Origin of the sequence: Antrihabitans cavernicola (assembly GCF_008297975.1) — a bacterium.
Taxonomy (GTDB): Bacteria; Actinomycetota; Actinomycetes; order Mycobacteriales; family Mycobacteriaceae; genus Antrihabitans; species Antrihabitans cavernicola.
This window is the reverse complement of sequence record NZ_VLNY01000009.1, coordinates 106,840-129,692: the sequence shown is the minus strand read 5'-3', so window position 1 is coordinate 129,692 and position 22,853 is coordinate 106,840. Positions and strand designations below refer to the sequence as shown.

Sequence of the window (22,853 nt, the reverse complement as noted above, 5' to 3'; positions counted from 1 at the left end):
GAGGGAGTGAAGGATGCCACGCAGCCTGAAGAAGGGCCCGTTCGTCGACGACCACCTCCTTGCGAAGGTGGACGTTCAGAACGACAAAAACACGAAGCAGGTCATCAAGACCTGGTCGCGTCGTTCCACGATCATTCCGGATTTCATCGGACACACCTTTGCGGTGCACGACGGCCGTAAGCACGTCCCGGTGTTCATCTCGGATTCCATGGTCGGACACAAGCTCGGCGAGTTTGCACCGACCCGCACGTTCAAGGGTCACATCAAGGACGACCGGAAAGCGAAGCGTAGGTAATGACTAGTTCAGTTCAGAACCCGACCGCTCGCGCAACGGCGAAGCACGTCCGGGTCACCCCGATGAAGGCACGTCGCGTCGTGGACCTGGTCCGCGGCCGGTCGGTCGAAGACGCGCTCGCGATCCTCAAGTTCGCACCGCAGGCCGCCAGCGAGCCGGTTGCCAAGGTTGTCGCCAGCGCGGCAGCCAACGCCGAGAACAACCTCGGCCTCAACCCGGCGACGCTGGTCATCTCGACGGCATTCGTCGACGAGGGCGCGACCATGAAGCGTTTCCAGCCGCGAGCTCAGGGTCGTGCGTTCCGGATCCGTAAGCGCACGAGCCACATCACCATCGAGGTCGAGAGCGTGCCCACGACATCGGGCAACACTCGCAACCGTCGCGGTGGCGCCACGAGCAAGGGAGCCAAGTAAATGGGCCAGAAAATCAACCCGCACGGCTTCCGCCTCGGTATCACCACGGACTGGAAGTCGCGCTGGTATGCCGACAAGCAGTACGCGGAGTACGTGAAGGAAGACGTCGCGATCCGCAAGCTCCTCGCCACCGGCATGGAGCGGGCAGGCATCGCCAAGGTCGAGATCGAGCGCACCCGCGATCGCGTCCGCGTGGACATCCACACGGCACGTCCGGGCATCGTCATCGGTCGCCGTGGCGCCGAAGCCGACCGCATCCGTGCCGAGCTGGAGAAGCTCACCGGTAAGCAGGTGCAGCTCAACATCCTCGAGGTCAAGAACGCCGAGTCCGAGGCTCAGCTTGTTGCCCAGGGTGTTGCGGAGCAGCTGTCCAACCGTGTCGCGTTCCGTCGCGCAATGCGTAAGGCCATCCAGTCGGCCATGCGTCAGCCGAACGTCAAGGGCATCCGAGTCCAGTGCTCGGGTCGTCTGGGCGGTGCGGAAATGTCGCGCTCGGAGTTCTACCGCGAAGGTCGCGTTCCGCTGCACACCCTGCGTGCGGACATCGACTACGGCCTCTACGAGGCAAAGACCACCTTCGGCCGTATCGGCGTGAAGGTCTGGATCTACAAGGGCGACATCGTCGGTGGCAAGCGTGAGCTCGCTGCTGCGGCCGCCCCCGCCGGTGATCGTCCCCGTCGTGAGCGGCCCACCCGCCCGCGTCGTTCGGGCGCATCGGGTACCACCGCTACCAGCACCGAGGCCGGCCGCGCCGCCGAGGCTGCACCGGCAGTTACATCAACGGCAGCGGCTCCATCGGCAGAAACCCAGGAGGCATAGACATGTTGATGCCACGGAGGGTCAAGCACCGGAAGCAGCACCACCCGAGTCGTTCGGGCGCTGCCAAGGGCGGCACCCAGGTGACCTTCGGTGACTACGGCATCCAGGCGCTCGAGCCTGCCTACATCACCAACCGCCAGATCGAGTCGGCGCGTATTGCAATGACTCGCCACATCAAGCGCGGCGGCAAGATCTGGATCAACATCTACCCGGATCGCCCGCTGACGAAGAAGCCGGCCGAAACCCGCATGGGTTCCGGTAAGGGTTCGCCCGAGTGGTGGATCGCCAACGTCAAGCCCGGTCGCGTCATGTTCGAGATGACGTACCCCAACGAGGAGACCGCTCGTGAGGCCCTGCGCCGCGCGATGCACAAGCTCCCGTGCAAGTGCAGGATCGTGACAAGGGAGGAGCAGTTCTGATGGCTACTGGAACACCGGCCGCAGAGCTTCGCGAGCTCACCGAAGAAGAGCTTGTCGCGAGACTGCGTGAATCCAAGGAAGAACTGTTCAACCTTCGTTTCCAGATGGCTACCGGTCAGCTGGACAACAACCGCCGCCTCCGCACTGTTCGTCACGAGATTGCGCGGATCTACACGGTCATGCGCGAGCGCGAGCTCGGTTTGGCTGCAGGCCCGGCAGGTGACGCAGCATGAGTGAGGACAAAGTGACCACGAGTACTGAAGAGCGCAACCGCCGGAAGGTTCGCACCGGCTACGTTGTCTCCGACAAGATGCAGAAGACGATCGTGGTGGAGCTCGAAGACCGGGTCAAGCACCCGCTCTACGGCAAGATCATCCGTCGCACCACCAAGGTGAAGGCGCACGACGAGAACAGCACCGCTGGTATCGGCGACCGCGTCCAGCTGATGGAGACCCGTCCGACCTCGGCGACCAAGCGCTGGCGTCTGGTCGAGGTTCTCGAGAAGGCCAAGTAACACCTGTTCGACTGCTCGGAGCCCGTCCTCATACGAGGGCGGGCTCTTTGCTATGAGCGCGATCGTGCTAACCGTGCCAAGGGGAGGGCTCGGCATGTGGTGAAGAACAAGGTGACGCCAGGTTGACTCTCTGTTGGCTGAGGATTCTAGTGGCGTGGCTGGTGTTGCTTCGCTGCAGCTTCGATATTCAGGCCTTGCTTTTCTTAGCTACCTGTTGTGACAAAGTGAGTGCATGCCGGGTACCGGCTCGTCGCATCACTATTCAGACGAAGTGCCGGGTTTAAGCCCACTTGTGTAGCCGTTACTTCAACCGCACCAGCAGTTCGAGACTTGTGGTGTCGTAGCCGGGCAGGCTAGCGCAAAAGGCCATTCGCGGAATGGTTGCGGTGATGTCGAGACCGGGGCGCGGTGCCGTCGAGGCGCCCTGAATATGCTGTAGATCGTTCGTCCCGGAATTGGAGGTCAGTGCGTGCGTCAACCCGCATATCGACTGTCGTTCACGACAGGCGGGTTACTGCGCGCCGAAGCCGTGGCGATCGCCGGAATCATGCTGTCCAGCAACGATGCGGCGCAAGCTCGTGATCGCGCGATCGCGCAGAACGTGGTCCAGCAGCGCACCACAGCCTCCACGGTCCGAATGACCCGCGAGGTGCTCCAACGATTGGCCGAATTGCCCGAGGCCGGTGTGGAGCTGGTGGCACATGGTTCGGTGGACGACTCCCGCCACGCGCTCTGGCTCGCCGCGTGCTTGCGCTACCGATTCCTGCGTGACTTCGGTCGTGAGGTGGTGCGGGATCGGTACGTTACGGGCAGATCATTGGTGACCTCTGAGGACTTCGACACCTTTTGGAATCTTCAGTCCTCCTGGGTCGACGCCCTGCGTGACGCAGCAGACTCGACGCGGAACAAGCTTCGGCAGAACACATTCCGAATGCTGCGGGACGCTGGAATGTTGAGCGCGAACGGTCAGGTCCTGCCGGTGCACCCGACGGCCGCGGTCTCCGAGGTGATCGCGGCGTCCGACCCGACCTTGCTACTGAGCTTTCCGGCCAATGACGCACGGGTCGGAGGGCTCGCCGGAGCCTCGAATGGAGCACGATGACGAGCGACCGCGCAGTCTCGATGACACTGAGCGAGCGCTTCGACCATGCCTACCGCGTGATGTCCGCACCGAGCTTTCTCGGCATGGAGGGCTTGGGCAACGAAGTGCCGTACTTCATCCTGCCGCACCCGCCGGCTGACCAACCGCGCGTGAGCGGCGAACGGCAGCGCCTGGTCAACAAGCTACGCACCAGCGGTATCGCAGTGTGTGGCATCGACCTATGGTCATTGGCGTCGCAGCTGTGGCGCGGCACCGGGGTATGGGAGCAAATGCTGGCCGCCGAGGCGTCGTTACCGAAGGCGACATTCGGTGAGGCGGTGGGCAACGTGGTCTCGCCTGGCGCGCATCTGTCCCCATGCATCGCGAGCGCAGTCGCCGAGCAGGAGCCGCGCCCCCAGGTGGTGCTGCTCTCCAACGTAGGACGCCTGTTCCCGGTTGTGCGCGCGCACACGATCCTCAACACCCTGCAACCGCTGCTGTCGGACATTCCGCTGGTCCTCATATTCCCCGGCTCGTTCCGACAATCGCCCACCCAAGGCTCGTCACTGGTGCTCTTCGACCGTCTGACGGACGACGACTACTACCGGGCCTTCGATCTCCTGGGACTGGAGGTTTCCTGATGCACATTGAGCAGATTCTCGCGAAGGACATCAACCGACCGCTCGACGGCGTCGTCAAGGCCTCCAACTCAGCGCAGCTCGTCACCGAGGTCAACGAATACGTCATCACCGACGAGGTCGCCCGACACCTGAGCGACCTGCTCGACGTGTACACCCATCCCGGCGACCCTCGATCGAACGGCGTCTGGATTGCCGGGTTCTTCGGCTCCGGTAAGTCGCATTTGCTCAAGATGTTGGCGCATCTGCTCGGCGATGTCAGCGGGGCGGGGATCACCAGGGCCGAAGTTGTATCGACATTCGTCCGTAAGGTACCGGCCGGCGATGCACTGCTGAAGGCCGCGCTGGAGCGCTCGGCGTCGATCCCGGCCCGGTCCCTGCTGTTCAACATCGACGAGAAGGTCGACAAGAACGAGAAAGATCAGCCGGATGCTTTGCTCAAGGTGTTCGTGCAGGTCTTCTACGAGGCGTCCGGCTTCTTCGGCAGGTCGCCGTACATCGCCCGCTTCGAACGTGATTTGGCCTCGCAAGGGTTGTACGAGCAGTTCAAGGAGGCATTCGCGCGGCAATATGGGCAGCCGTGGGACAAAGGGCGCGAGCTCGCGGTCTTCGCCGAACCTGCCGCAGAGAAGGCCTATTCCGAGGTCACCGGCGCCGAATTGGAACGGCCGTTGACGGCCTACCGGGAGAGCTATTCGGTATCCATCGAATCGTTCGCCGACGAGGTAGCGGCCTGGCTCGACCAGCAGCCGGAGCCGAGGACCCGCCTGGGCTTCTTCATCGACGAGATCGGCCAGTTCATCGGTCAAGACACCAAGCTGATGCTGAGCCTGCAGACCATCGCCGAGACTCTCTTCACGCGCTGCCACGGACGGGCATGGGTTGTGGTGACCTCGCAGGAGATCATGGATTCGATCATCGGGGATCGCACCAGGCAGCAGCAGCTGGACTTTTCGAAGATTCAGGCGCGCTTCGCAATTCAGCTCAAACTCGACTCGAAGAATGTCCGCGAAGTGGTGTCCAAGCGGCTGCTGGAAAAGACTCCGAACGGCGCGACAAGCCTGGGTGCCGTCTACACACAGAACGCGGACCGCTTCCGTTCCCTGTTCGCGTTCCGCGACCAGCGCAGCTACCAGAACTACGCGAGCGTCGACGATTTCGTCGGCACGTACCCGTTCGTCGACTACCAGTTCGAGCTGTTTCACACGGCGATGAAGGGGCTTTCGGACTACAACGCGTTTACGGGCAGGCACGCCTCGGTCGGCGAGCGGTCGCTGCTGGGTGTGACCAAGGAGATCGGCTCCGCGATGAAGGCCGCGGAGGTCGGGTCGCTGGCCACATTCGACATGTTCTACGACGGCATCGAAAAGTCCGTGCTCTCCGACGTCAAGAGAAACGTCTCGCTGGCTGCCCGAAACCTGATGGATCCGGATGCCGCGCTGGCAGTGCGGGTGCTCAAGGCACTCTTGATGACCAAGTACGACGACCAGTTCGAGGCGAGTGCGCAGTCGCTGGCGGTGCTGCTGACCCCAGCGATCGACACCAATGTGGCGGCGCTACGCGATGATGTCGAGCGTGCATTGCAGTTGCTGGTAAGGAACACGTATGTGCAGCGCACCGGTTCGACATACACCTACCTCACAAACGAGGAACAGGACGTCGAGAAGGCGATCAAAGGGTTCGACCGCAACGACGCCGCGATCAAGAAGCTGCTGAACGAGGAGGTGGTGCAGGCGTCGGGCGTGACGGCGAAGGTACGCCACGACGGGACGGGCGCGGACCTCGGTCTGGAACGGTTTCTCGACGGCGAACGGCAGGGGCGCTCGGAGAAGTTGGGTGTGCATTTCGTGACCCCACTGCGGGGGTACTCGCTCGAGGATGTGAAGTTTCGATCGGTCGGTGACGCGGGCACGGTGTTCGTAGTCCTCGAACTGGATCAACGCGCACTCGATGAGATCGATTTGCACGTTCGCACCCGCGACTATGTGCAGCTGCAGCTGACGTCGACGCTGCCGGAGTCTCGCCGTCGCATTCTCGAATCGCACCAACGGAGCAACGTGGAGCGTCATCGCGAGGTGACGAGTGTGCTGCGTCAAGCCGTGGCCGGTGCGGAACTGGTGCACAACGGTAGCGTGCTGGCGATCGGCGGCGGTTCCGCCAAGGAGCGGGTGCATGCGGGGTTGCAGATGGCCATCGAGTCGCGGTACACGCGCATCAACGAAGCGCGTGGGGTGGCGGCGTACAAAGAAGCCGATCTACCCCGGATACTGCGGGATGAGGACACCCTCGACATCGACGCGAAATCCTCGCTGGACACGCTCGCGCAGACCGTGGTGGTTCAGCTTCGCCAGTCCAAGCTTCGGCAGGTGAGCAGCAACGTCGGGTTGTTGGTAGAGGAATTCGCGGATCCGCCGTGCGGATGGTCGATGACGACTGTGCTGGTGGCGATCGCCCATGGCGTGAAGACGGGACGGGTGCGCCTCAAGCTCGACAGCCGCGTCCTGGTCCGTACGGAGATTCCCGGGGAGCTGCGTAATACGGGCAAGCACCGCAAGATCTACGTCGACGAGGTGCGCGAACAGGATCCGGCCAAGGTTCGGAAACTGCAGCGCTTCCTCGGCTCCTACCGCGACGTTTCCGACACCGCGTCCACAGCAGAAGATCTGGTGCGCCGGGTACGGAACGCACTGACCGAGGACCTTGCGCAGGTGACCGGCTGGGCGAGCATGGATTACCCGTTCGGCGCGGAGGTAGAGCGTGCGATTACGACGATCCGCGCTGCGGCGGAGGGACACGACGACGACTGGTACCTCGCCGACTTCCTGATCACCTCCGACGAGCTGCTGGAGTTGAAGGAAGACGTGCTGGATCCGCTGCGAGCATTCCTGAGCGGCCCGCAGCAGAAGATATTCGATGATGCGCGGGCCTTCCTGGACCGACGTGGTGCGGAACTCGATAACACCCACGCAGCCGATGCGGATGCCCTGCGCCGCGGACTGGATAGCCCGACATTCTTCCGCGGCAGCGGGATACCGCAAATCAAGCAAGCACATTTGCAGTTGCGGGGGCGGCTAGAGACCGCCGTGGCCGCCGAGCGTATCGCCCTGCGTAGACGTGTGGAGCAGCGCCTTGACGAATTGGTGGGTGGGGAGATTTTCACCGACGCCGTAGCGACGGCCCAGCAGCAAGCGCGCAGTCGGTTTCAATCGCTACTCAGCGAGATAGATGCAAAGTCGTCGTTGGGGCAGGTGGCGCTGGCGCGGTCGAACTTCGATGTGCAGTTCGAGTCGATCGTGGAGATACTGATCAGCTCCCGGGCTGAGCCCACCCCGGAACCGGAGCCGCCACCGGGTGAGGACACACGCGAGCGGCCGGCGAAGAGTGTTTCGCAGAGCGCCGTAACGACGGCCAAGAAGACGACGGTGCGGCTGGATACCGTGATCGTCGAGGGGGTGCCGATGATGCTCGCCACCCGCGAGCAGGTAGAGACTTACGTCACCGCGTTGCGAACCAGTCTGCTCACCGCGATCGAGGATGGGAAGACGATCATCCGATGAACCAAGTCCCAGCTCTCCAGACTGCGGTCGATCGATATTCGAATGCATTGGCTGTGCCCACGATGCTGGAGAAGTTACACCCGCGAAAGCAAGGAAACCCTGGGAACGCCGGGGCTTTGGCTCCCGCGATTGTCTTGACATCGATATCTGCGTACGAGGGCTTCGCGGAAGAGTTTCTGGCGATTCTTGCCGCGCACCGAGGGCAAAATTATGCGCAAGTCGCCAAGTTCGTGACCATGAACAATCCGACGGTCGCCACATTTGAGTCAAAGCTGAAGCAACTGCTGCAATGGCCTGCCAATCAGAACTGGGAGAAACAGTTCTCGATGTCCGTCTGGGATCCTCCGCGTGAAGGGGCGTCGACGTGGATAACCCAACGAACGCTCAGCTGGAACGAAACGAAGGATCAGGCGGAAGGCTGGATGCAGGTGCGGCACTGTCTCAGCCACGGGCTTGTGCGCGGGTACCGGCCCGAGATCTGGCCCGGCCCATTGAAGGGGACGGTGCAGGCATCGGGGGTGCTTCGCCCACAGAAAAATGGCAAGCATTCCTTGTCGCTGCACGGGGCGGAGTCATGCGCACATATCTACCGGCTCGCCGCGCAACAGCTGTCCGACGCGGCGGTGGGATACGCAGCCCTCGCTTCGCTCAACTGGTCGAATTGTCCCGACTTCGCTCTCTGACCTCCGTTCCTGACTAGATCGTTCGGGCTCGTCGGTGTGGTCAGCACACAGCTTTGATGTAGGAGCAACCGTGCGCAATACAGCAGAATTGAAGAGCTTCGCGACCACCTCGCGTACCACCCTCATCGAGCAGATGCGGGCCCGTACCAAGCAACTGCTCGGCGACGCCAAGGCCGCGGCCGAGTATCCGCGTGAGCTTGCGCGGCTGCGTGATTCGGTTGATGAGCACGGCGAAGGATGGGTCGCCGAGACGGCGGCCTACACCTGGTTCAACCGGCTGACCGCGGCACGCTACATGGATGCCAACAGGTTATCAGGGCCGTACGGCGTGGTGTCACCCGAGTCGGGGTCGGCATCAGCTTTGCCGGAGATCCTTGCCCGGGCGCAGGCGGGCGAATTTCCGACCGAGCTTCCCGGGACCGTGCAGACAACTGTGACGGACGTGCTCACCGGACGGCGCACGTCCGCAGACCCCGACGCCGAGGCGTACAGCCTGCTGTTGGCTGCGGTGTTCCGAGCGTGGCACAAGCCGATGCCGGAGGTGTTCCCCGCGGCGGTGGACTGGATCGGTTTGTTCACCCCGGTGGATATTCTCGCTTCGACGTCGGTGCGTGCGCACGCGGTCGAGGCAATGGACGCGGCGGCGTGCGAGAACGTCGAAGTGGTGGGTTGGCTGTATCAGTTCTACAACGCGGAACTGAAGCAGCAGATCAACGATTCCAAGGTGCCGATCGACGCCGCCGAAATTGCGCCGGTGACACAGCTGTTCACGCCGCATTGGATAGTGCGGTATTTGGTGGAGAACTCGCTGGGCCGACTGTGGTTGCGCTCGCAGCCGTCCAGTGAGCTGCGTAACCACATGAACTATTACATCGAACCCGTTGCAGGCCAAGAAGACACCGGGGTGACGGTGGGGTCACCCGAGGAGATCCGGCTGCTGGATCCGGCCTGCGGTTCGGGGCACATGCTCACCTACGCCTTCGATCTGCTGTACACGATCTACGAGGAGGAGGGCTACACGCCGAGTTCGATACCCGAGTTGATCCTCACCCATAACTTGCGTGGACTCGAGATCGACGAACGGGCGGCACAGTTGGCGTCGTTCGCGCTTGCGATGAAGGCCCGCGGCCGCGACCGTCGCTTCTTCACCCGGCGCACCGCCGATGACCGGCCGGTGCAGCCGGACATCATCCGGGTCACGCCGGTGGTGTTCGACGAGATCGAGGCCGAGCGGATCACCGGTGGGGTGGCGCCGGGGGAGCGCGAGATGTTGGCGCGGCTGTTGCATTCTTTCGCTGACGCCGACACGTTCGGCTCACTGATTCGGGTGGACCCCGAAGCACTCGGCTTGCTGGACATGGCTGTCGGAGATCTCGACGAGACGCACGATCTCGACATGTTCTCCGGGTTCTCCGTGGGTGCGGCTCGGATACTGCTTCGCCAGGCGAAGGCGTTGGTGGACAACCAGTATCACGTGGTGGTGGCGAATCCGCCATATCTTGGCAGCGGGAATATGGGCGGCCTACTTAAGGGTTGGGTGGCAAAGAACTACCCCGATGCGAAGGCCGACCTACTCACGGCATTCATGGTGCGGGCTGCCGAGGTTTGCGTGCCGTCCGGGCAGTGGGGCATGGTCGTGCTGCCGTCGTGGATGTTCCTGAATACATTTGTATCGTTCCGTGAATGGTTCCTTGGCGGCCGTCGCATCGAGTCGTTCCTGCACCTCGGCCGAGGGCTCTTCGGCTCGGACTTCGGTTCGGACGCCTTCACCGTCACGAACATGCCTGCGCCACAGGGTTACCGGGGCGTGTACCGGCGGCTCTTTGAAGAACACGTGCAGGTTCGCAAGCCATACGTGATCGAAGCGCTGTTCCTCGACCCCGGCTACAACCGATTCGACACCGCCCAATCCGATTTCGCCCTAGTCCCGGAATCGCCGATCGTGTACTGGCTTTCGGACGCGATGAAGGGAGCCTTCGCGAAGCAACGTTCACTCGCCAATGACATCGGTACGCGCGAAGGATTGACGACGGGCGACAACGCGGCCTTTCTTCGTGAGTGGTTCGAAGTCTCCTTGACAGATTTTTCGTATCCTAAGAACAATTCTCCGGAACGTCGAACGTGGAATAAGCGCTGGTATCCATATCAGAAGGGTGGTGCGTATCGAAAGTGGTATGGAAACTCTGAATTTGTCGTCGATTGGGAAGATGACGGGCGTCGCCAACGCATGAATGTCGATCCCTCGACCGGACGGGTGCGTTCGCATAACTACAACTTGGATTACGCCTTTGTTGCGGGATTCACTTGGACTGGGATTTCGAGCGGCGGATTCTGTGCGCGGGTGTCGGACGAGGGATACATGTTCGACACGAAGGGGCCTATGGGTTACCCAAAAGAACCGTCTCAAACCGAACGAATCATCGGTTTGATTAACTCAAGTGTGGGTGCGCGCTTTCTTGAGATCATCTCACCCACTATTGATTACAAGCTGGGACACCTCCTAAATGTGCCATCTCTTCAGGATTCTGTATCGAACCGAGTATCTCGGATCGTGAACGAGATCGTCTCTTGCTTCCGGAATGACTGGAATGAATACGAAACCTCCTGGGACTTCGAAATCAACCCTCTGGCGGCTCTCGGTATCGGCTCGCTCGAAGCCCACGCCAAGACCCGCTGGGATGAAGCCATCGCCAACACCAAACGCGCGCAGGAGCTGGAAGTGGCAAACAATGGCTACTTCGCCACGTTGTACGAACTTCAAGACGAGGTCCAGTGTTCGGTGCCGCTCAACCGGGTCTCGCTGACGCAGAATCCGTACTTCCGTTATGCACCCACCCGCGGCAACGAGCGAGACGACGACGAGTACCGCGTCCTCTTTTTCCGGGACGTAGCTCGAGAGCTCGTGTCCTATGCCGTCGGCGTAATGATGGGCCGCTACAGCCTCGACAAACCGGGTCTGGTGCTCGCCGATGCCGGAGCAACGGTGGCCGACTTCGACAAGAAGGTGCCGGACGCCCGTTTCCGTCCGGATGTCGACGGCATCCTGCCGATCACGGCCGAGCGCTACTTCGAAGACGACATCGTTGCCCGACTGCGCCAGTTCCTCGCCGTCGCGTTCGGCGCCGAGCACCTCGAGGCCAACGTCTCCTGGCTCGAGCATGCCCTTGGGTCCGGCCGGCGCAAGAATTTGCGCGACTACTTCCTGAACGACTTCTACGCCGATCATCTCAAGACCTACTCCAGTCGCCCGATCTACTGGCAGGTCTCCTCCCCGAATGGCGGTTTCAGTGCGCTGTTCTATCTGCACCGCTACACCCCGGCTACGCTCGGGCTGATCCACCAGAATTACGCGGAAGAACTGCTCGGCAAACTGCAGGCACGCTTGGACACCATCGAGCATGCGCTGCCATCCGCCGACAAACGTGAGGCCACCCAACTCGGGAAGGAACGTGACCGGCTCACAGTCCAACGACGCGAAGTCCGGGACTGGATCGACAAAGCACTGTTTCCACTCGCATCCGCCGAGATCGCCCTCGACCTCGATGACGGCGTCAAACAGAACTACCCCAAACTGATGGGTGTGGTGAAGAAGGTGACCCGGCTGTGAGTTCCGTGCCCGCCGAGCGCATCGCCGAGCTGCTCGCCGACCGGTTCGCCACGACGCCGATCCTTACCTGGCGCGACGTCGAGGGGGAGCACGCCGACGCCCTCGATGCGGTCGCCGCCGCTGTAGCTGCGCGCAGCAGCATCGAACTCACCACGCATCGGGTGTCCGGCAACGAGTTCGGCATCAAGCACCAGTTGTATGCGGCGCTCGATGGCCAGCAGCACGAATGGGCCCGGCACCTGCTCTACCGCACCGGTGAGCCGCCGCAAGATCGGGAAAACTGGCTGCTCGATATCGAGGCCGGCTACGGCTTGTTCACCGCCGACACCACCTCGATCCTGGTGCACGATCTCGGTCTCGACGGACGCGGCGTCGACGCAGTCGTGGCAGATCACCTGGGCGTGTTCGATTCGGTGAAACGCACCAGTGCTGTGCGCGAGCACCTTGCGACGCTGCCCGCCGACCTGTCCACCGACAAGCTCGCCGACACCACGCGCGGATCGCTGTGCGCTGCCGCACTCGGCCTGCACGGGCCGGGCTGCCACCGCCTGCACCGCATCATGGAGTCGCTGCTGACCGACCTCGTCGACGACAGTGTCGCCGGATACGACGCACTGTCCCGGTACTCGCTCACCGAATTTCTGTGGAACGGCTGTACCAGCATCTACGGGTATAGCTCGCCGGAACCGACCGTCGCGGGGTTCGCGACCTGGCTCTTCGATCAGGCCTGGCGCGGCTGGCCCGACGCCGCCAACGCTGCCCGCATCGACTTCGAACGCCTGCGTGACGACCGCCGTTCGCGTTCGGTGTTCACCGGCTTGGCCGAGCGAGCTCAGGACGATCTCAACGTCGCCGACGGGTTGCGCGCGGATCGGCCGTCGGTGGAGATCCTCGCCGACCGCGACGTCTTTCCCGTCGTAGACGTTGCTGTGGTCGACGCACTCGCAGCCGCCGTGCTGCGCCGCGCACTCCCGCCGGACCGGATCGCCGAGATAGTTCGACAACGCACGGCCACCACATGGTTCGACGAGCACGCGAACAGTTACCGGGCCCTCGCCGCGGCTGCCGACTGCCTCAGCCGGATCGAATCGTTCGCCCCCGTGATCGCCGACCCCACCGACGGGGTGCGTAGCTACGCCGAGCACTGGTCAGCCATCGACCGCGCATACCGCACCTTCCGCTGCCACCTCGACCTTGCCGAGACCGACCTGCCGGGCGAGCTGATCGACCAGGTCGAGCACCGCTACGTCGAGGGTTACCAACGCCCACTAGCCGAGGCGTGGCAGCGGCAAGTGGACTCGCTCGATTCGTGGCACATTCCCGGAATTACCGCGCTGGGCGAGTTCGCGAAAACCGATCTGCCCGCCAAGGCCAAGACGCTGGTCATCATCTCCGATGCGCTGCGCTACGAGGTAGGCGCCGAACTCGCCGACCGGATGAACAGCGACGACTGGTTCTCCGCGACGATCGAACCTCGTCTCGCGCCACTCCCGTCGTTCACCCAGCTCGGCATGGCCTCGCACCTGCCACATAACCAGCTCGAGTTGATCGACCACGAGACGGTTCACGCGGACGGCAACCCCACCGACGGGCTCAAAGCCCGTGCCGCGCTGTGGGCCACCGCCGACGTCGCGGCCCTCGCCTTCCGAGACGTGAAAGCCATGCGCAGCGAAGACATTGCCGCGATATGGTCGGCGCATACCGCCGTCGTCGTCTACCACGACGTGATCGACGCCGCAGGCGAGAAACTGGTGTCCGAGCACACTACGCCGGACGCCTGCACGCGGGCTCTCGACGAGATTGCTTGGCTGATCGGCAAGTTCGGCAAAGGCAAGGCCCGCGCCAGCCGCGTCCTGGTCACCGCTGACCATGGTTTCCTCTTCCAAGCATCGAAGCTCGGACCGGGCGACTTTCTCAGCGAGGCCGCACACGGCGAGCAGATCGTCTACCGCAACAAGCGCTACGTGCTGGGCCGCGGCCTACGGGAGGATCCCGCCTTCACCCTGTGGAGTGCTCGGCAACTCGGCCTCGACGGGGACCTGCAGGTGCAGATACCGCGCTCGTTGCACCGATTGACCTTGCCCGGCGGCGGTGTGCAGTTCGTGCACGGCGGTGCCACCCTGCAGGAGGTCGTGGTTCCGCTGGTCACGCTCATCCAGTCGCGCAGCAAGGACACCAGCAAAGTCACCGTGGACCTCAACACCAGCAGCCCCACCATCACCTCCAGCGCGGTGCTGGTTACCCTCACTCAGCGGGAACCGGTCACCGGCAAGCGTCGCGGGCGGAGCTTGAGCATCGGCGTGTTCGCCGACGACGGAACGCTGCTGTCGAATCAGCGGGCCGTCGTAGTCGACAGCCGCGCCGACGACATCCGTGAGCGCCACATCGCCGTAGAACTCGTGCTCGGTGATGATGCAATGGATTACAACGGGCAGACCGTGCAGATTCGCGCCGACGAGGTCTCCCATGACACCCGCGCCGGATACAAGTCGACCAGCGTGACCCTGCAGCGCGGGTTCGGCGGCTTCTTCGACGCGTTGTGAGCGGGAACGGTTCCATCACAAGACGCGCCAATTGCGCACTGAGTATGCATTTCGTAGGGTTGTGGCCAACGTAACCAATACTCAACCGAGCAGAGGGGTGCACAGATGCCGGAACGTCGCAGCACCCCGCTCCCCGTCGCACTGGCGGGCACGGCGTTACGCACCATCCGACCCCAGGACGTCACCGATACCTACGCCCATCCCCGCCCCGAGTTTGCACGACTGGTCGAACGAGGAGTCCTGCACCGGGTTGCGCGCGGCTATTACGTCGTGATTCCGCAAGAACACCTCGGCCGGCCATGGCTGCCCGACCTCGAAGCCACCGCGGCGGGCATCGCCTCGGCAATCTACGGGCCCGAGCAAGCGATCCTGATGGGGATCAGCGCCGCACGGTTGTGGGGGGTGATCCCTCGCGCGCTGGCCACCGCGATCGTCGCCGTCCCCAAGCAGCACGGCACAGTTGCGTTGACGGACCGTCTCGGGACCGTCAGGTTCGTCAAACGCGACACGGATGCGCTCGACGCCGAGCTGGCTCAGACCCCGTTCGGGGCGGCATTGGTCACCACCGTCGAGCAGACCGCCCTCGATCTCGCACGACGACCGATGCTGGGCGACGCCGAAGTCGACGTTCCCGCAGCGATCGCATCGCTCTATCACCGCAGCGACAAGCAGCGGCTTGCCCGGATAGCGTCCGCGCAGCGCCTCACCGCGGCACTGCGCCGCGCCGAAATGTGGGCGAGGGCGCAATGATCCCCGACGAACTCGACGTGGTCGCGGCACAGTTTGCGGTGGCACCCGAACAGGTCGAGCGCGATCACCTCATCTCCCACCTTCTTGCGATACTCAGCGAGGGTTTTGGCGACCGGATCCACTTCATCGGTGGAACGGCACTTGCGCGCACCCACCTGCCTGCTGGTCGGCTCAGCGAAGACATCGACCTGATCGCGCTCGGCAATCGTGGTGCCCTCGCCGCCGAATTGGATGCGGTGCTGCCGCGTTCGGCTGCTCGCAGCCACGGCCGCCTCGCCTGGGCGCCCGCTTTAAGCGAAGTCCCTGACACCATCGCGGCGAACTTGCACACCGATCGCGGCGTGTCCGTCAAAATCCAGCTGCTCTCGGCGCGTGACCGGACAGTGTGGCCCACAGAGCGTCGAGACCTCCTGCGGCGCTACAACGACGTCCCGCCCGCAAGCCTGATGGTGCCCACCTTGCCGGCATTCGCCGCCTCGAAGACGGCAACATGGCACGATCGTCGCGCACCGCGCGACCTCTGGGACCTGTGGGCGCTGAACGAAGTCGGCGCAATCGACGATGCGGCCGGAGACTTGTACTGCCGTTACGGTCCCACCAACCGGCTGCCGGGAGCGCACTTGTTCGAGGCTGCACCAGCCGAGATCGCCTGGCGTTCGCAGCTCGCCGGCCAGACTCAGCTCACCGTCACCGCCGACACAGCGCTGCGGGAAGTGCGTGAGGCGTGGCGACTTGTCACACAATCCGGGCCGTTCCAGGAAGATGGGTGACTGTGACCGACTCCGCTGCTTCCGCCGCACAAGAACGATCGTTGTCGCCCCTCGACGTCAAAGCGAACGCCGCATTCCCTGGGCTGGTCGTCCGCAAGGACCTCGTCGGCAGGGTGCGCGGTAATGCGGTGGTTCCCGGATACGTCTTGGAGTACCTCCTCGCTCAGTACTGCGCGACCGACGACGAGGCCACCATCGATGCCGGGATCGACTCGGTTCGCGACATCCTCGCAAAACACTATGTGCATCGGGGTGAAGCCGAGCTCGTCAAGTCGACAATCCGGGATCGGGGCCGGCACCGCATCATCGACAAGGTCGGCGTCGTCCTCGACGACAAGAAGGACATTCATACCGCCACGTTCGCAAACCTGGGATTGAAGGGGGTGCCGATCGACGACGGTACCGTCAAACGGCACCCAAAGCTTCTCACCGGCGGGGTGTGGTGCATGGCCGATCTCGAGTACGCGCCCGGCGAAGCTCACGAGGACCGCTGGATCATCTTCGGGCTCAAACCAATTCAACTCGGACAGTTCGATGCGAACAGTTACGTCGAGGCCAGGGCGCAGTTCTCCACCGCGGAGTGGATCGACCTGCTCACGCAAACTGTCGGCTTCGCGCCTGATCGGCTGTCGCCGCGTACCAAGATCCTTCAGCTCGTCAGGCTCATTCCCTTCATCGAACGCAACTACAACCTGGTCGAACTCGGACCGAAGGGTACCGGCAAATCCCACATCTACTCCGAGTTCTCGCCGCACGGCATGCTCATCTCCGGCGGCGAGGTGACCGTCCCGAAACTGTTCGTCAACAACGCCAATGGGCGCATCGGCCTCGTCGGATTCTGGGATGTCGTGGCTTTCGACGAGTTTGCCGGACAGAAGCGGGTCGACAAGTCGTTGGTCGACATCATGAAGAACTACATGGCCAACAAGACCTTCTCTCGCGGCGTCGAAACCATCGGTGCCGATGCGTCCATGGCGTTCATCGGCAACACGTCTCGACCGGTCCCGGCGATGCTCGCGCACTCCGATCTGTTCGAAGCCCTCCCCGAGTCGTATCACGATGCGGCATACCTCGACCGATTGCACCACTACCTGCCGGGTTGGGAAGTAGAGACAATTCGCCGCGAGTTGTTCACCGACGGGTACGGGTTCGTCGTGGACTACCTAGCCGAGGCTCTCGCCCATTTACGGGCACAAGACTTTTCGGACGTTTACGCGAAACACTTCGCGTTGTCGGAGGAGATCTCCACGCGCGACCGCGATGGTGTGCGCAAGACCTTCTCCGGGCTGATGAAACTCATCTATCCGCACCGGGATGCCTCAGTAGACGAGATCGAGGAGTTGTTGCGTTTTTCGATCGAGGGCCGTAAACGCGTCAAGGACCAGATTGTGCGTATCGACCACACCATGGATCCGGTCCGATTCGGGTACACCGACACTGCCGGAACCTGGTACGACGTCCTGACCCAAGAAGAGCTGGACTTTCCGCACCTCTACCAGCGAGACGCCCATCGAGCTGATTCCGAGACGGTCGAGGCGGCCGTCGATACCGGCAGGAATTCGGGCAGCGCACCCGAAACGCTAGAGTTGCGCACGGGGCCGCTCGACATCCCCGACAACGCTCTGGGCTACTCCTTCGCGGATCTTTTCGCGCCGCATCTGCGCGGTGCGGTGAAGATCGAGATCGTCGATCCCTACCTACGGGCCCCGCACCAGTTACGCAACCTCTATGACCTGTTGATGGAGATCATCGTCGCCAAACCGGTCGACGAGATCGTCGAGGTGCACATCGTGACCGGCGCGGAAACCAGCAGGGAGGATTGGCAGCGCAATCAGCTAGTCGGCCTTTCCGAGATCAAGGACGCGACCGAGGATGCAGGCATAGAACTCACCTGCGAGTTCGCCAAGAACCTGCACGACCGCCAGATTTCCACCGACACGGGCTGGCGGATTCTGCTGGGACGCGGACTCGATATTTTCCAGCCCTTCACCAGCGCCAACCGGTACGACTTGCGGCTGCATTTGCAGGAGCGGAGACGGACCAAGGCGTGCACGATCACTTATCTCCGGTCATAGCCAGGGTCCTCAACTGGTGTCGTTCGCACGGTGAGCGTGGCTGTCGGATTTCCATACTCGGCCGGTATTGATCGGCGCTCGAGCCTGCCTACATCACCAACCGCCAGATCGAGTCGGCGCGTATTGCAATGACTCGCCACATCAAGCGCGGCGGCAAGATCTGGATCAATATCTACCCGAATCGCCCGCTGACCAAGAAGCCTGCCGAGACCCGCTTGGGTTCCGGTAAGGGTTCGCCGGAGTGGTGGATCGCGAACGTCAAGCCCGGTCGGATCATGTTCGAGATGACCTACCCCAACGAGGAGACCGCTCGTGAGGCCCTGCGCCGCGCGATGCACAAGCTCCCGTGCAAGTGCAGGATCGTGACAAGGGAGGAGCAGTTCTGATGGCTACTGGAACACCGGCCGCAGAGCTCCGCGAGCTCACCGAAGAAGAGCTTGTCGCGAGACTGCGTGAATCCAAGGAAGAACTGTTCAACCTTCGTTTCCAGATGGCTACCGGTCAGCTGGACAACAACCGCCGCCTCCGCACTGTTCGTCACGAGATTGCGCGGATCTACACGGTCATGCGCGAGCGCGAGCTCGGTTTGGCTGCAGGCCCGGCAGGTGACGCAGCATGAGTGAGGACAAAGTGACCACGAGTACTGAAGAGCGCAACCGCCGGAAGGTTCGCACCGGCTACGTTGTCTCCGACAAGATGCAGAAGACGATCGTGGTGGAGCTCGAAGACCGGGTCAAGCACCCGCTCTACGGCAAGATCATCCGTCGCACCACCAAGGTGAAGGCGCACGACGAGAACAGCACCGCTGGTATCGGCGACCGCGTCCAGCTGATGGAGACCCGTCCGACCTCGGCGACCAAGCGCTGGCGTCTGGTCGAGGTGCTCGAGAAGGCCAAGTAACACAAGCACAACTCACAGAGCCCGTCCTCTTACGAGGGCGGGCTCTTTGCGTTCGCAGGAAGACGCTGTTGTAAGGTTAGGCTACCTTTCTTATAGCGACGGACGGATCATTCGCATGCGCATCGTGACCTTCGGGTACCAGACCTGGGGCCGCAAGACCCTGCAAGCCCTCATCGATTCGAAGCACGAGGTGGTGCTGTCGGTGACGCACCCGCCGAGCGATCATGCCTACAAAGGGATCTGGTCGGATTCGGTGGAGAACTTGGCTCGCGAGCATGGCATCCCGGTGATCCTGACCGAGAAGGCCGACGACGCGCTGATCGAGCAGGTGCGCGCTGCCGAACCGGACGTGATCGTCGTGAACAGCTGGTACACCAAGTTCCCCAAGGAGCTCTACGAACTGCCGCCGCACGGCACCCTGAACCTGCACGATTCGCTGCTGCCCAAGTTCACCGGATTCTCGCCGGTGCTGTGGGCGCTGATCAGCGGCGAATCGGAGGTGGGCCTCACCGTGCACCGGATGGACGAGGACCTCGACACCGGCGACATTCTGATTCAGAAGACGATGCCGATCGATCCCGACGACACCGGCACCAGCCTGGTGCTCAAGACGATGGAGCTCATTCCGGACGCCGTCGGCGAGGCACTCGACGCGATCGAATCGGGCACTGCCACCTGGACACCGCAAAACCCGGCGCACCGCACGTTCTTCCACAAGCGGTCCGAGCGTGACAACCTCATAGACTTGAGTTGGCCCGCAGCGGATTCCGCGCGACTGATCCGGGTGCTGTCCGACCCGTACCCGCCGGCGTTCGGCTACTACCGGGGTCAACGGGTGCAGCTGCTGGAGGCAGGAGTCTCGGCGGGACGCTACGGTGGCACGCCAGGTCGCGTCGTGGTGCACGGTGACGGCGCTGTGGTGGTGACCGGGCCGGAGGCTTTCCGCGGCAACAACCAGGGTCTGGTTCTCTACCGCGTGCGCACCGACGACGGCGTCGAGCATGCCGCTGCGGAGTTCTTCGCCAAGGGTGGCTACGTCACCGATTCAGTACCTGTGGCGTAGGGAGCGCAAGCCGATCGAGCTTGCCGTGCGCCGTCACCGGAATCTCGTCGATCACGGCAAATGCCGTAGGGGCCAGATACTCCGGTAGCAACAACGCAACATGGCGGTGTACGGCGGCCAGGTCTATCGGCCCGTATCCCGACTGTCCGACGAGGTATGCCGCAAGGATCCGGCCCTCTTCGGTCTCGGTCGGCAGCACCACACACTGTGCGACGGCGGGGTGGGTTGCCACAGCTGATTCCACCTCGCCGAGTTCCACTCGGACGCCGTCTATCGTCACCTCGGTATCGGCGCGGCCGACGAATTCGATGTTGCCGTCGCTGCGTCGGCGAGCCAGATCGCCACTGCGGAACAACAATCCGCCCGTGACAAACGGATCGGCAACGAAGCGCACGGCAGTCAGACCTGCGAGATTGGCGTAGCCCCTTGCGATCTGGTTGCCGCCCAGATAGATCTCGCCCACGGCATTGTCCGGGACCAACCGGAGCCCGCGGTCGAGCACGTAGAGGTAGACGTTTCGGTTCGGCTTGCCGATAGGCACGGTACGGGCGCCCTGCGCGTCATCGATCGCGAACCTGGTCGCGGAGACGATCGCTTCGGTGGGGCCGTAGTTGTTCGAGAGCGCGGCGTCGCACACGGTCGCGAGGCGGTCGGCCACTTCGCCGGGCAGCGGTTCGCCACCGACAGGAATGTGACGCACGGTGAGCCACTGATTGACCTTCGACAACAGCAGGAACGTCCGCAACATCGACGGCACCATGTGAACCACGGTTGCTCGCTGCGCCACGATGAGCTCGGCGATGTACGGATAGTCCCGTGCCGCATCGGCTTTCGGGACGATCAACTGGGCGCCGCCTGCAAGGGTATGGAAGATCTCGAGCAACGACGCGTCGAAGCCGATGGACGAGGTCTGCAGCAGACGATCGTCGGCGGCAAGAGCGAACTCTTCGCGCAGGCCGGCCATATGTTCTGCGATGGCCTCGTGCGACACCAACACGCCCTTGGGGATTCCGGTCGACCCCGACGAGTAGATGACGTAGGCAAGGTTCGCCGGTCGCAGTGGGCGGATCCGGTCGTGATCGGTGGGGTCGGTATCCGGGAGGTCGCTCAGGTCGGGCAGCTCGTCGAGTACCGACACCGGTCGAGCATCGGCAAGGAGGTAGTCGACGTGATGGGCGGGGTAGTCCGGATCGATGGGCAGGTACGCGGCACCCGCCTTGAGGATGCCAAGCATCGCGGTAACGACATCGGCGAGGCCTGCGACTCGAATGGCCACGACATCCTCGGTCCCGATACCGTCGCGAATGAGACTGTGCGCCAGCTGGTTCGAACGCCGATTCAACTCACGGTAGGTGATCTGGATGTCGTCGGAGCCCAGTGCGACGTGGTCGGGTGTCGCGGCCACCTGGGCCTCGATCATCGCGATCAGCGTGTTCGGCGGTGTGTCCGCCAGTACGCCGTGCGAGGCGTCGACGAGGGCGTCGCGAGTGAGCGGGCCGAACAGTTCGAGGTCGTCGACAGGCGTGGTCGGGTCTGTCAGGGCCTCGGTCAGCAGATGTACGTATGCCGCGGTGAGTTGTTCCAGTGCAGTCGGTTCGAGCACGCCGGTCCAGCATTCGGCCTCGACCACCGCATTGGTCGCATCGTCGAACTCGACGGTGAAGTTCACGGGCAGGTCCGCGGTCGATTCGACCAGTGGCAGGCGGGTGGCATCGACGCCGGCAAACTCGGGATCGGCGACCCGTGGCCTTGTGCGAAAACTCAACCCGCCGGGACGGGCCGGCCTTGCGATTCCCAATTCGGCGGTGGCCCTGTCGATATCGGCATGTTGGTGCGCCGCTGCCGCGGTGCGAAATCGATCCGTCCGCGCGACGACGTCGGCGAAGCTGTCGGTGGGTCCGATCGTCGACCGCAGGAGCAGCGACCTGTCGAAATTGCCGATCGCGGAGCTGTCACTCCTCGCATCGGTCAGCAGGGTTACGGCGAAATCCGTTGTCGCCGTGTAGCGGTAGATCAGCGAGTCGTAGGCGGCCAGCAGCAACGTCGACGACGGCACTGCGAGCTCGCGGGCGGCCGCTCGGACGCGATCCACCAGCTCCGGCGGCAGTGCCTGCACACATCGATGCGACCGATGCGGGCCGGGCGCGCGAAAGGCTCGCTCGCCCGGCAATGCGGGCTGGCCGGGCGGGGGAACGAGCGCTGTTCGCCAGTGGGCGATGTCGGCGTCGTCGAGCCGATCGGCAGGCGGCGCGAGGTAACCGAGGATGGTTGTTCGGTCGGCGCGGCGCACACCGTTGTAGTGCTCGCCGATCTCGGCGAACAACAGGTTCCAACATGCGTCGTCCCAGCGGTCGCGCCGCGCGACGACGACGAGAACAGCGGTCGCGGGATCGGTGTCGATCAGCTGCGCTCGGAGGGGCGCGGTCGATCGAGCGTCGAACGGTCGGGCGAATTCTCGTCGAACCAAGACCTGCAACCGTCGTTCGCGCGAACCTTCGCTCACGTCGGAGAGCGAGGTCTGAGCCCACGGCAGCTCCGAATCGCGCATCGAGCGGCGGTCGAGGAACGCGGCGAATGCCTCGCGTACCTTCGTCGCGTCGATGGGGCCGGTGAGTCGATACACGACGCCGGTGTTCGCGGTGGCTGTGGCAGGACGAGCGTGCCGTCGCGGTGAAATCGACGTGGTCATGAGGATAGGCTAACTTACCTATGGGTACCCTGACTTG

Annotated in this window: 19 protein-coding genes and 1 pseudogene; 19 read left to right on the top strand and 1 reads right to left on the bottom strand. The window is 63.1% G+C overall.

The genetic code is table 11. The features are described 5' to 3' along the window. Positions 1-13: 13 nt before the first annotated feature. The 19 genes and pseudogenes from rpsS to FOY51_RS18580 all read left to right on the top strand — a co-directional run bounded on the left by rpsS (position 14) and on the right by FOY51_RS18580 (position 20,127). Complete coding sequence (gene rpsS, locus FOY51_RS18670; protein ID WP_149431770.1) at positions 14-295, top strand: 30S ribosomal protein S19; 282 nt, start codon at positions 14-16, stop codon at positions 293-295. Further along, a complete protein-coding gene (rplV, locus tag FOY51_RS18665) occupies positions 295-708 on the top strand; it encodes a 50S ribosomal protein L22 (protein ID WP_149431769.1) in 414 nt (137 codons plus the stop codon). The genes rpsS and rplV overlap by 1 nt, the downstream gene beginning before the upstream one ends. Beyond that, positions 709-1,527 carry a 30S ribosomal protein S3 gene (gene rpsC / locus FOY51_RS18660; protein ID WP_149431768.1) on the top strand — a complete coding sequence of 273 codons (819 nt, stop codon included), beginning with the start codon at positions 709-711 and terminating at the stop codon, positions 1,525-1,527. A 2-nt stretch (positions 1,528-1,529) separates the two neighbouring features. Further along, the gene (rplP, locus tag FOY51_RS18655) at positions 1,530-1,946 is read left to right on the top strand and encodes a 50S ribosomal protein L16 (protein ID WP_149431767.1); all 417 of its coding nucleotides are present in this window, start codon (positions 1,530-1,532) and stop codon (positions 1,944-1,946) included. After that, on the top strand, positions 1,946-2,179 hold the full coding sequence (gene rpmC / locus FOY51_RS18650; RefSeq protein WP_149431758.1) for a 50S ribosomal protein L29: 234 nt from the start codon (positions 1,946-1,948) through the stop codon (positions 2,177-2,179). Before rplP (FOY51_RS18655) ends, rpmC (FOY51_RS18650) begins: the two co-directional genes overlap by 1 nt. Continuing rightward, positions 2,176-2,460, top strand: a complete 285-nt coding sequence (gene rpsQ / locus FOY51_RS18645) for a 30S ribosomal protein S17 (protein ID WP_149431757.1) — start codon at positions 2,176-2,178, stop codon at positions 2,458-2,460. Before rpmC (FOY51_RS18650) ends, rpsQ (FOY51_RS18645) begins: the two co-directional genes overlap by 4 nt. 469 nt (positions 2,461-2,929) lie before the next feature. Then, on the top strand, positions 2,930-3,562 hold the full coding sequence (locus tag FOY51_RS18640) for a DUF1819 family protein (RefSeq protein WP_187776383.1): 633 nt from the start codon (positions 2,930-2,932) through the stop codon (positions 3,560-3,562). Further along, a complete protein-coding gene (locus tag FOY51_RS18635; RefSeq protein WP_149431765.1) occupies positions 3,559-4,182 on the top strand; it encodes a DUF1788 domain-containing protein in 624 nt (207 codons plus the stop codon). The genes FOY51_RS18640 and FOY51_RS18635 overlap by 4 nt, the downstream gene beginning before the upstream one ends. Continuing rightward, the gene (brxC, locus tag FOY51_RS18630; RefSeq protein WP_149431764.1) at positions 4,182-7,736 is read left to right on the top strand and encodes a BREX system P-loop protein BrxC; all 3,555 of its coding nucleotides are present in this window, start codon (positions 4,182-4,184) and stop codon (positions 7,734-7,736) included. Before FOY51_RS18635 ends, brxC begins: the two co-directional genes overlap by 1 nt. After that, the gene (locus FOY51_RS18625; protein ID WP_149431763.1) at positions 7,733-8,419 is read left to right on the top strand and encodes a hypothetical protein; all 687 of its coding nucleotides are present in this window, start codon (positions 7,733-7,735) and stop codon (positions 8,417-8,419) included. Before brxC ends, FOY51_RS18625 begins: the two co-directional genes overlap by 4 nt. An 88-nt stretch (positions 8,420-8,507) precedes the next feature. Continuing rightward, positions 8,508-12,026 carry a BREX-1 system adenine-specific DNA-methyltransferase PglX gene (gene pglX, locus FOY51_RS18620; protein WP_149431762.1) on the top strand — a complete coding sequence of 1,173 codons (3,519 nt, stop codon included), beginning with the start codon at positions 8,508-8,510 and terminating at the stop codon, positions 12,024-12,026. Continuing rightward, positions 12,023-14,569, top strand: a complete 2,547-nt coding sequence (gene pglZ / locus FOY51_RS18615) for a BREX-1 system phosphatase PglZ type A (RefSeq protein WP_149431761.1) — start codon at positions 12,023-12,025, stop codon at positions 14,567-14,569. Before pglX ends, pglZ begins: the two co-directional genes overlap by 4 nt. 105 nt (positions 14,570-14,674) lie before the next feature. Next, positions 14,675-15,319 carry a type IV toxin-antitoxin system AbiEi family antitoxin domain-containing protein gene (locus FOY51_RS18610; RefSeq protein ID WP_149431760.1) on the top strand — a complete coding sequence of 215 codons (645 nt, stop codon included), beginning with the start codon at positions 14,675-14,677 and terminating at the stop codon, positions 15,317-15,319. Next, entirely contained in the window at positions 15,316-16,089 is a 774-nt protein-coding gene (locus tag FOY51_RS18605) for a nucleotidyl transferase AbiEii/AbiGii toxin family protein (RefSeq protein ID WP_149431759.1), read from the top strand. The genes FOY51_RS18610 and FOY51_RS18605 overlap by 4 nt, the downstream gene beginning before the upstream one ends. Next, positions 16,086-18,164: a BREX system Lon protease-like protein BrxL gene (brxL, locus tag FOY51_RS18600; RefSeq protein ID WP_235916478.1), complete on the top strand. Its 2,079-nt coding sequence runs from the start codon at positions 16,086-16,088 to the stop codon at positions 18,162-18,164. Before FOY51_RS18605 ends, brxL begins: the two co-directional genes overlap by 4 nt. A 74-nt stretch (positions 18,165-18,238) precedes the next feature. Then, positions 18,239-18,550: pseudogene (gene rplP, locus FOY51_RS18595) on the top strand (50S ribosomal protein L16); the annotation flags it as partial. Continuing rightward, positions 18,550-18,783, top strand: coding sequence for a 50S ribosomal protein L29 (gene rpmC, locus FOY51_RS18590; protein WP_149431758.1), 234 nt, complete (start codon positions 18,550-18,552; stop codon positions 18,781-18,783). The pseudogene rplP (FOY51_RS18595) and the gene rpmC (FOY51_RS18590), both read left to right, overlap by 1 nt. Continuing rightward, complete coding sequence (gene rpsQ, locus FOY51_RS18585) at positions 18,780-19,064, top strand: 30S ribosomal protein S17 (RefSeq protein WP_149431757.1); 285 nt, start codon at positions 18,780-18,782, stop codon at positions 19,062-19,064. Before rpmC (FOY51_RS18590) ends, rpsQ (FOY51_RS18585) begins: the two co-directional genes overlap by 4 nt. A gap of 115 nt (positions 19,065-19,179) precedes the next feature. Beyond that, the gene (locus tag FOY51_RS18580) at positions 19,180-20,127 is read left to right on the top strand and encodes a methionyl-tRNA formyltransferase (RefSeq protein ID WP_149431756.1); all 948 of its coding nucleotides are present in this window, start codon (positions 19,180-19,182) and stop codon (positions 20,125-20,127) included. Here FOY51_RS18580 and FOY51_RS18575 read toward each other — a convergent pair. Further along, complete coding sequence (locus tag FOY51_RS18575; RefSeq protein ID WP_149431755.1) at positions 20,102-22,816, bottom strand: non-ribosomal peptide synthetase; 2,715 nt, start codon at positions 22,814-22,816, stop codon at positions 20,102-20,104. The two genes, FOY51_RS18580 and FOY51_RS18575, sit on opposite strands and share 26 nt — an antisense overlap. Between the last annotated feature and the right edge of the window lie 37 nt (positions 22,817-22,853).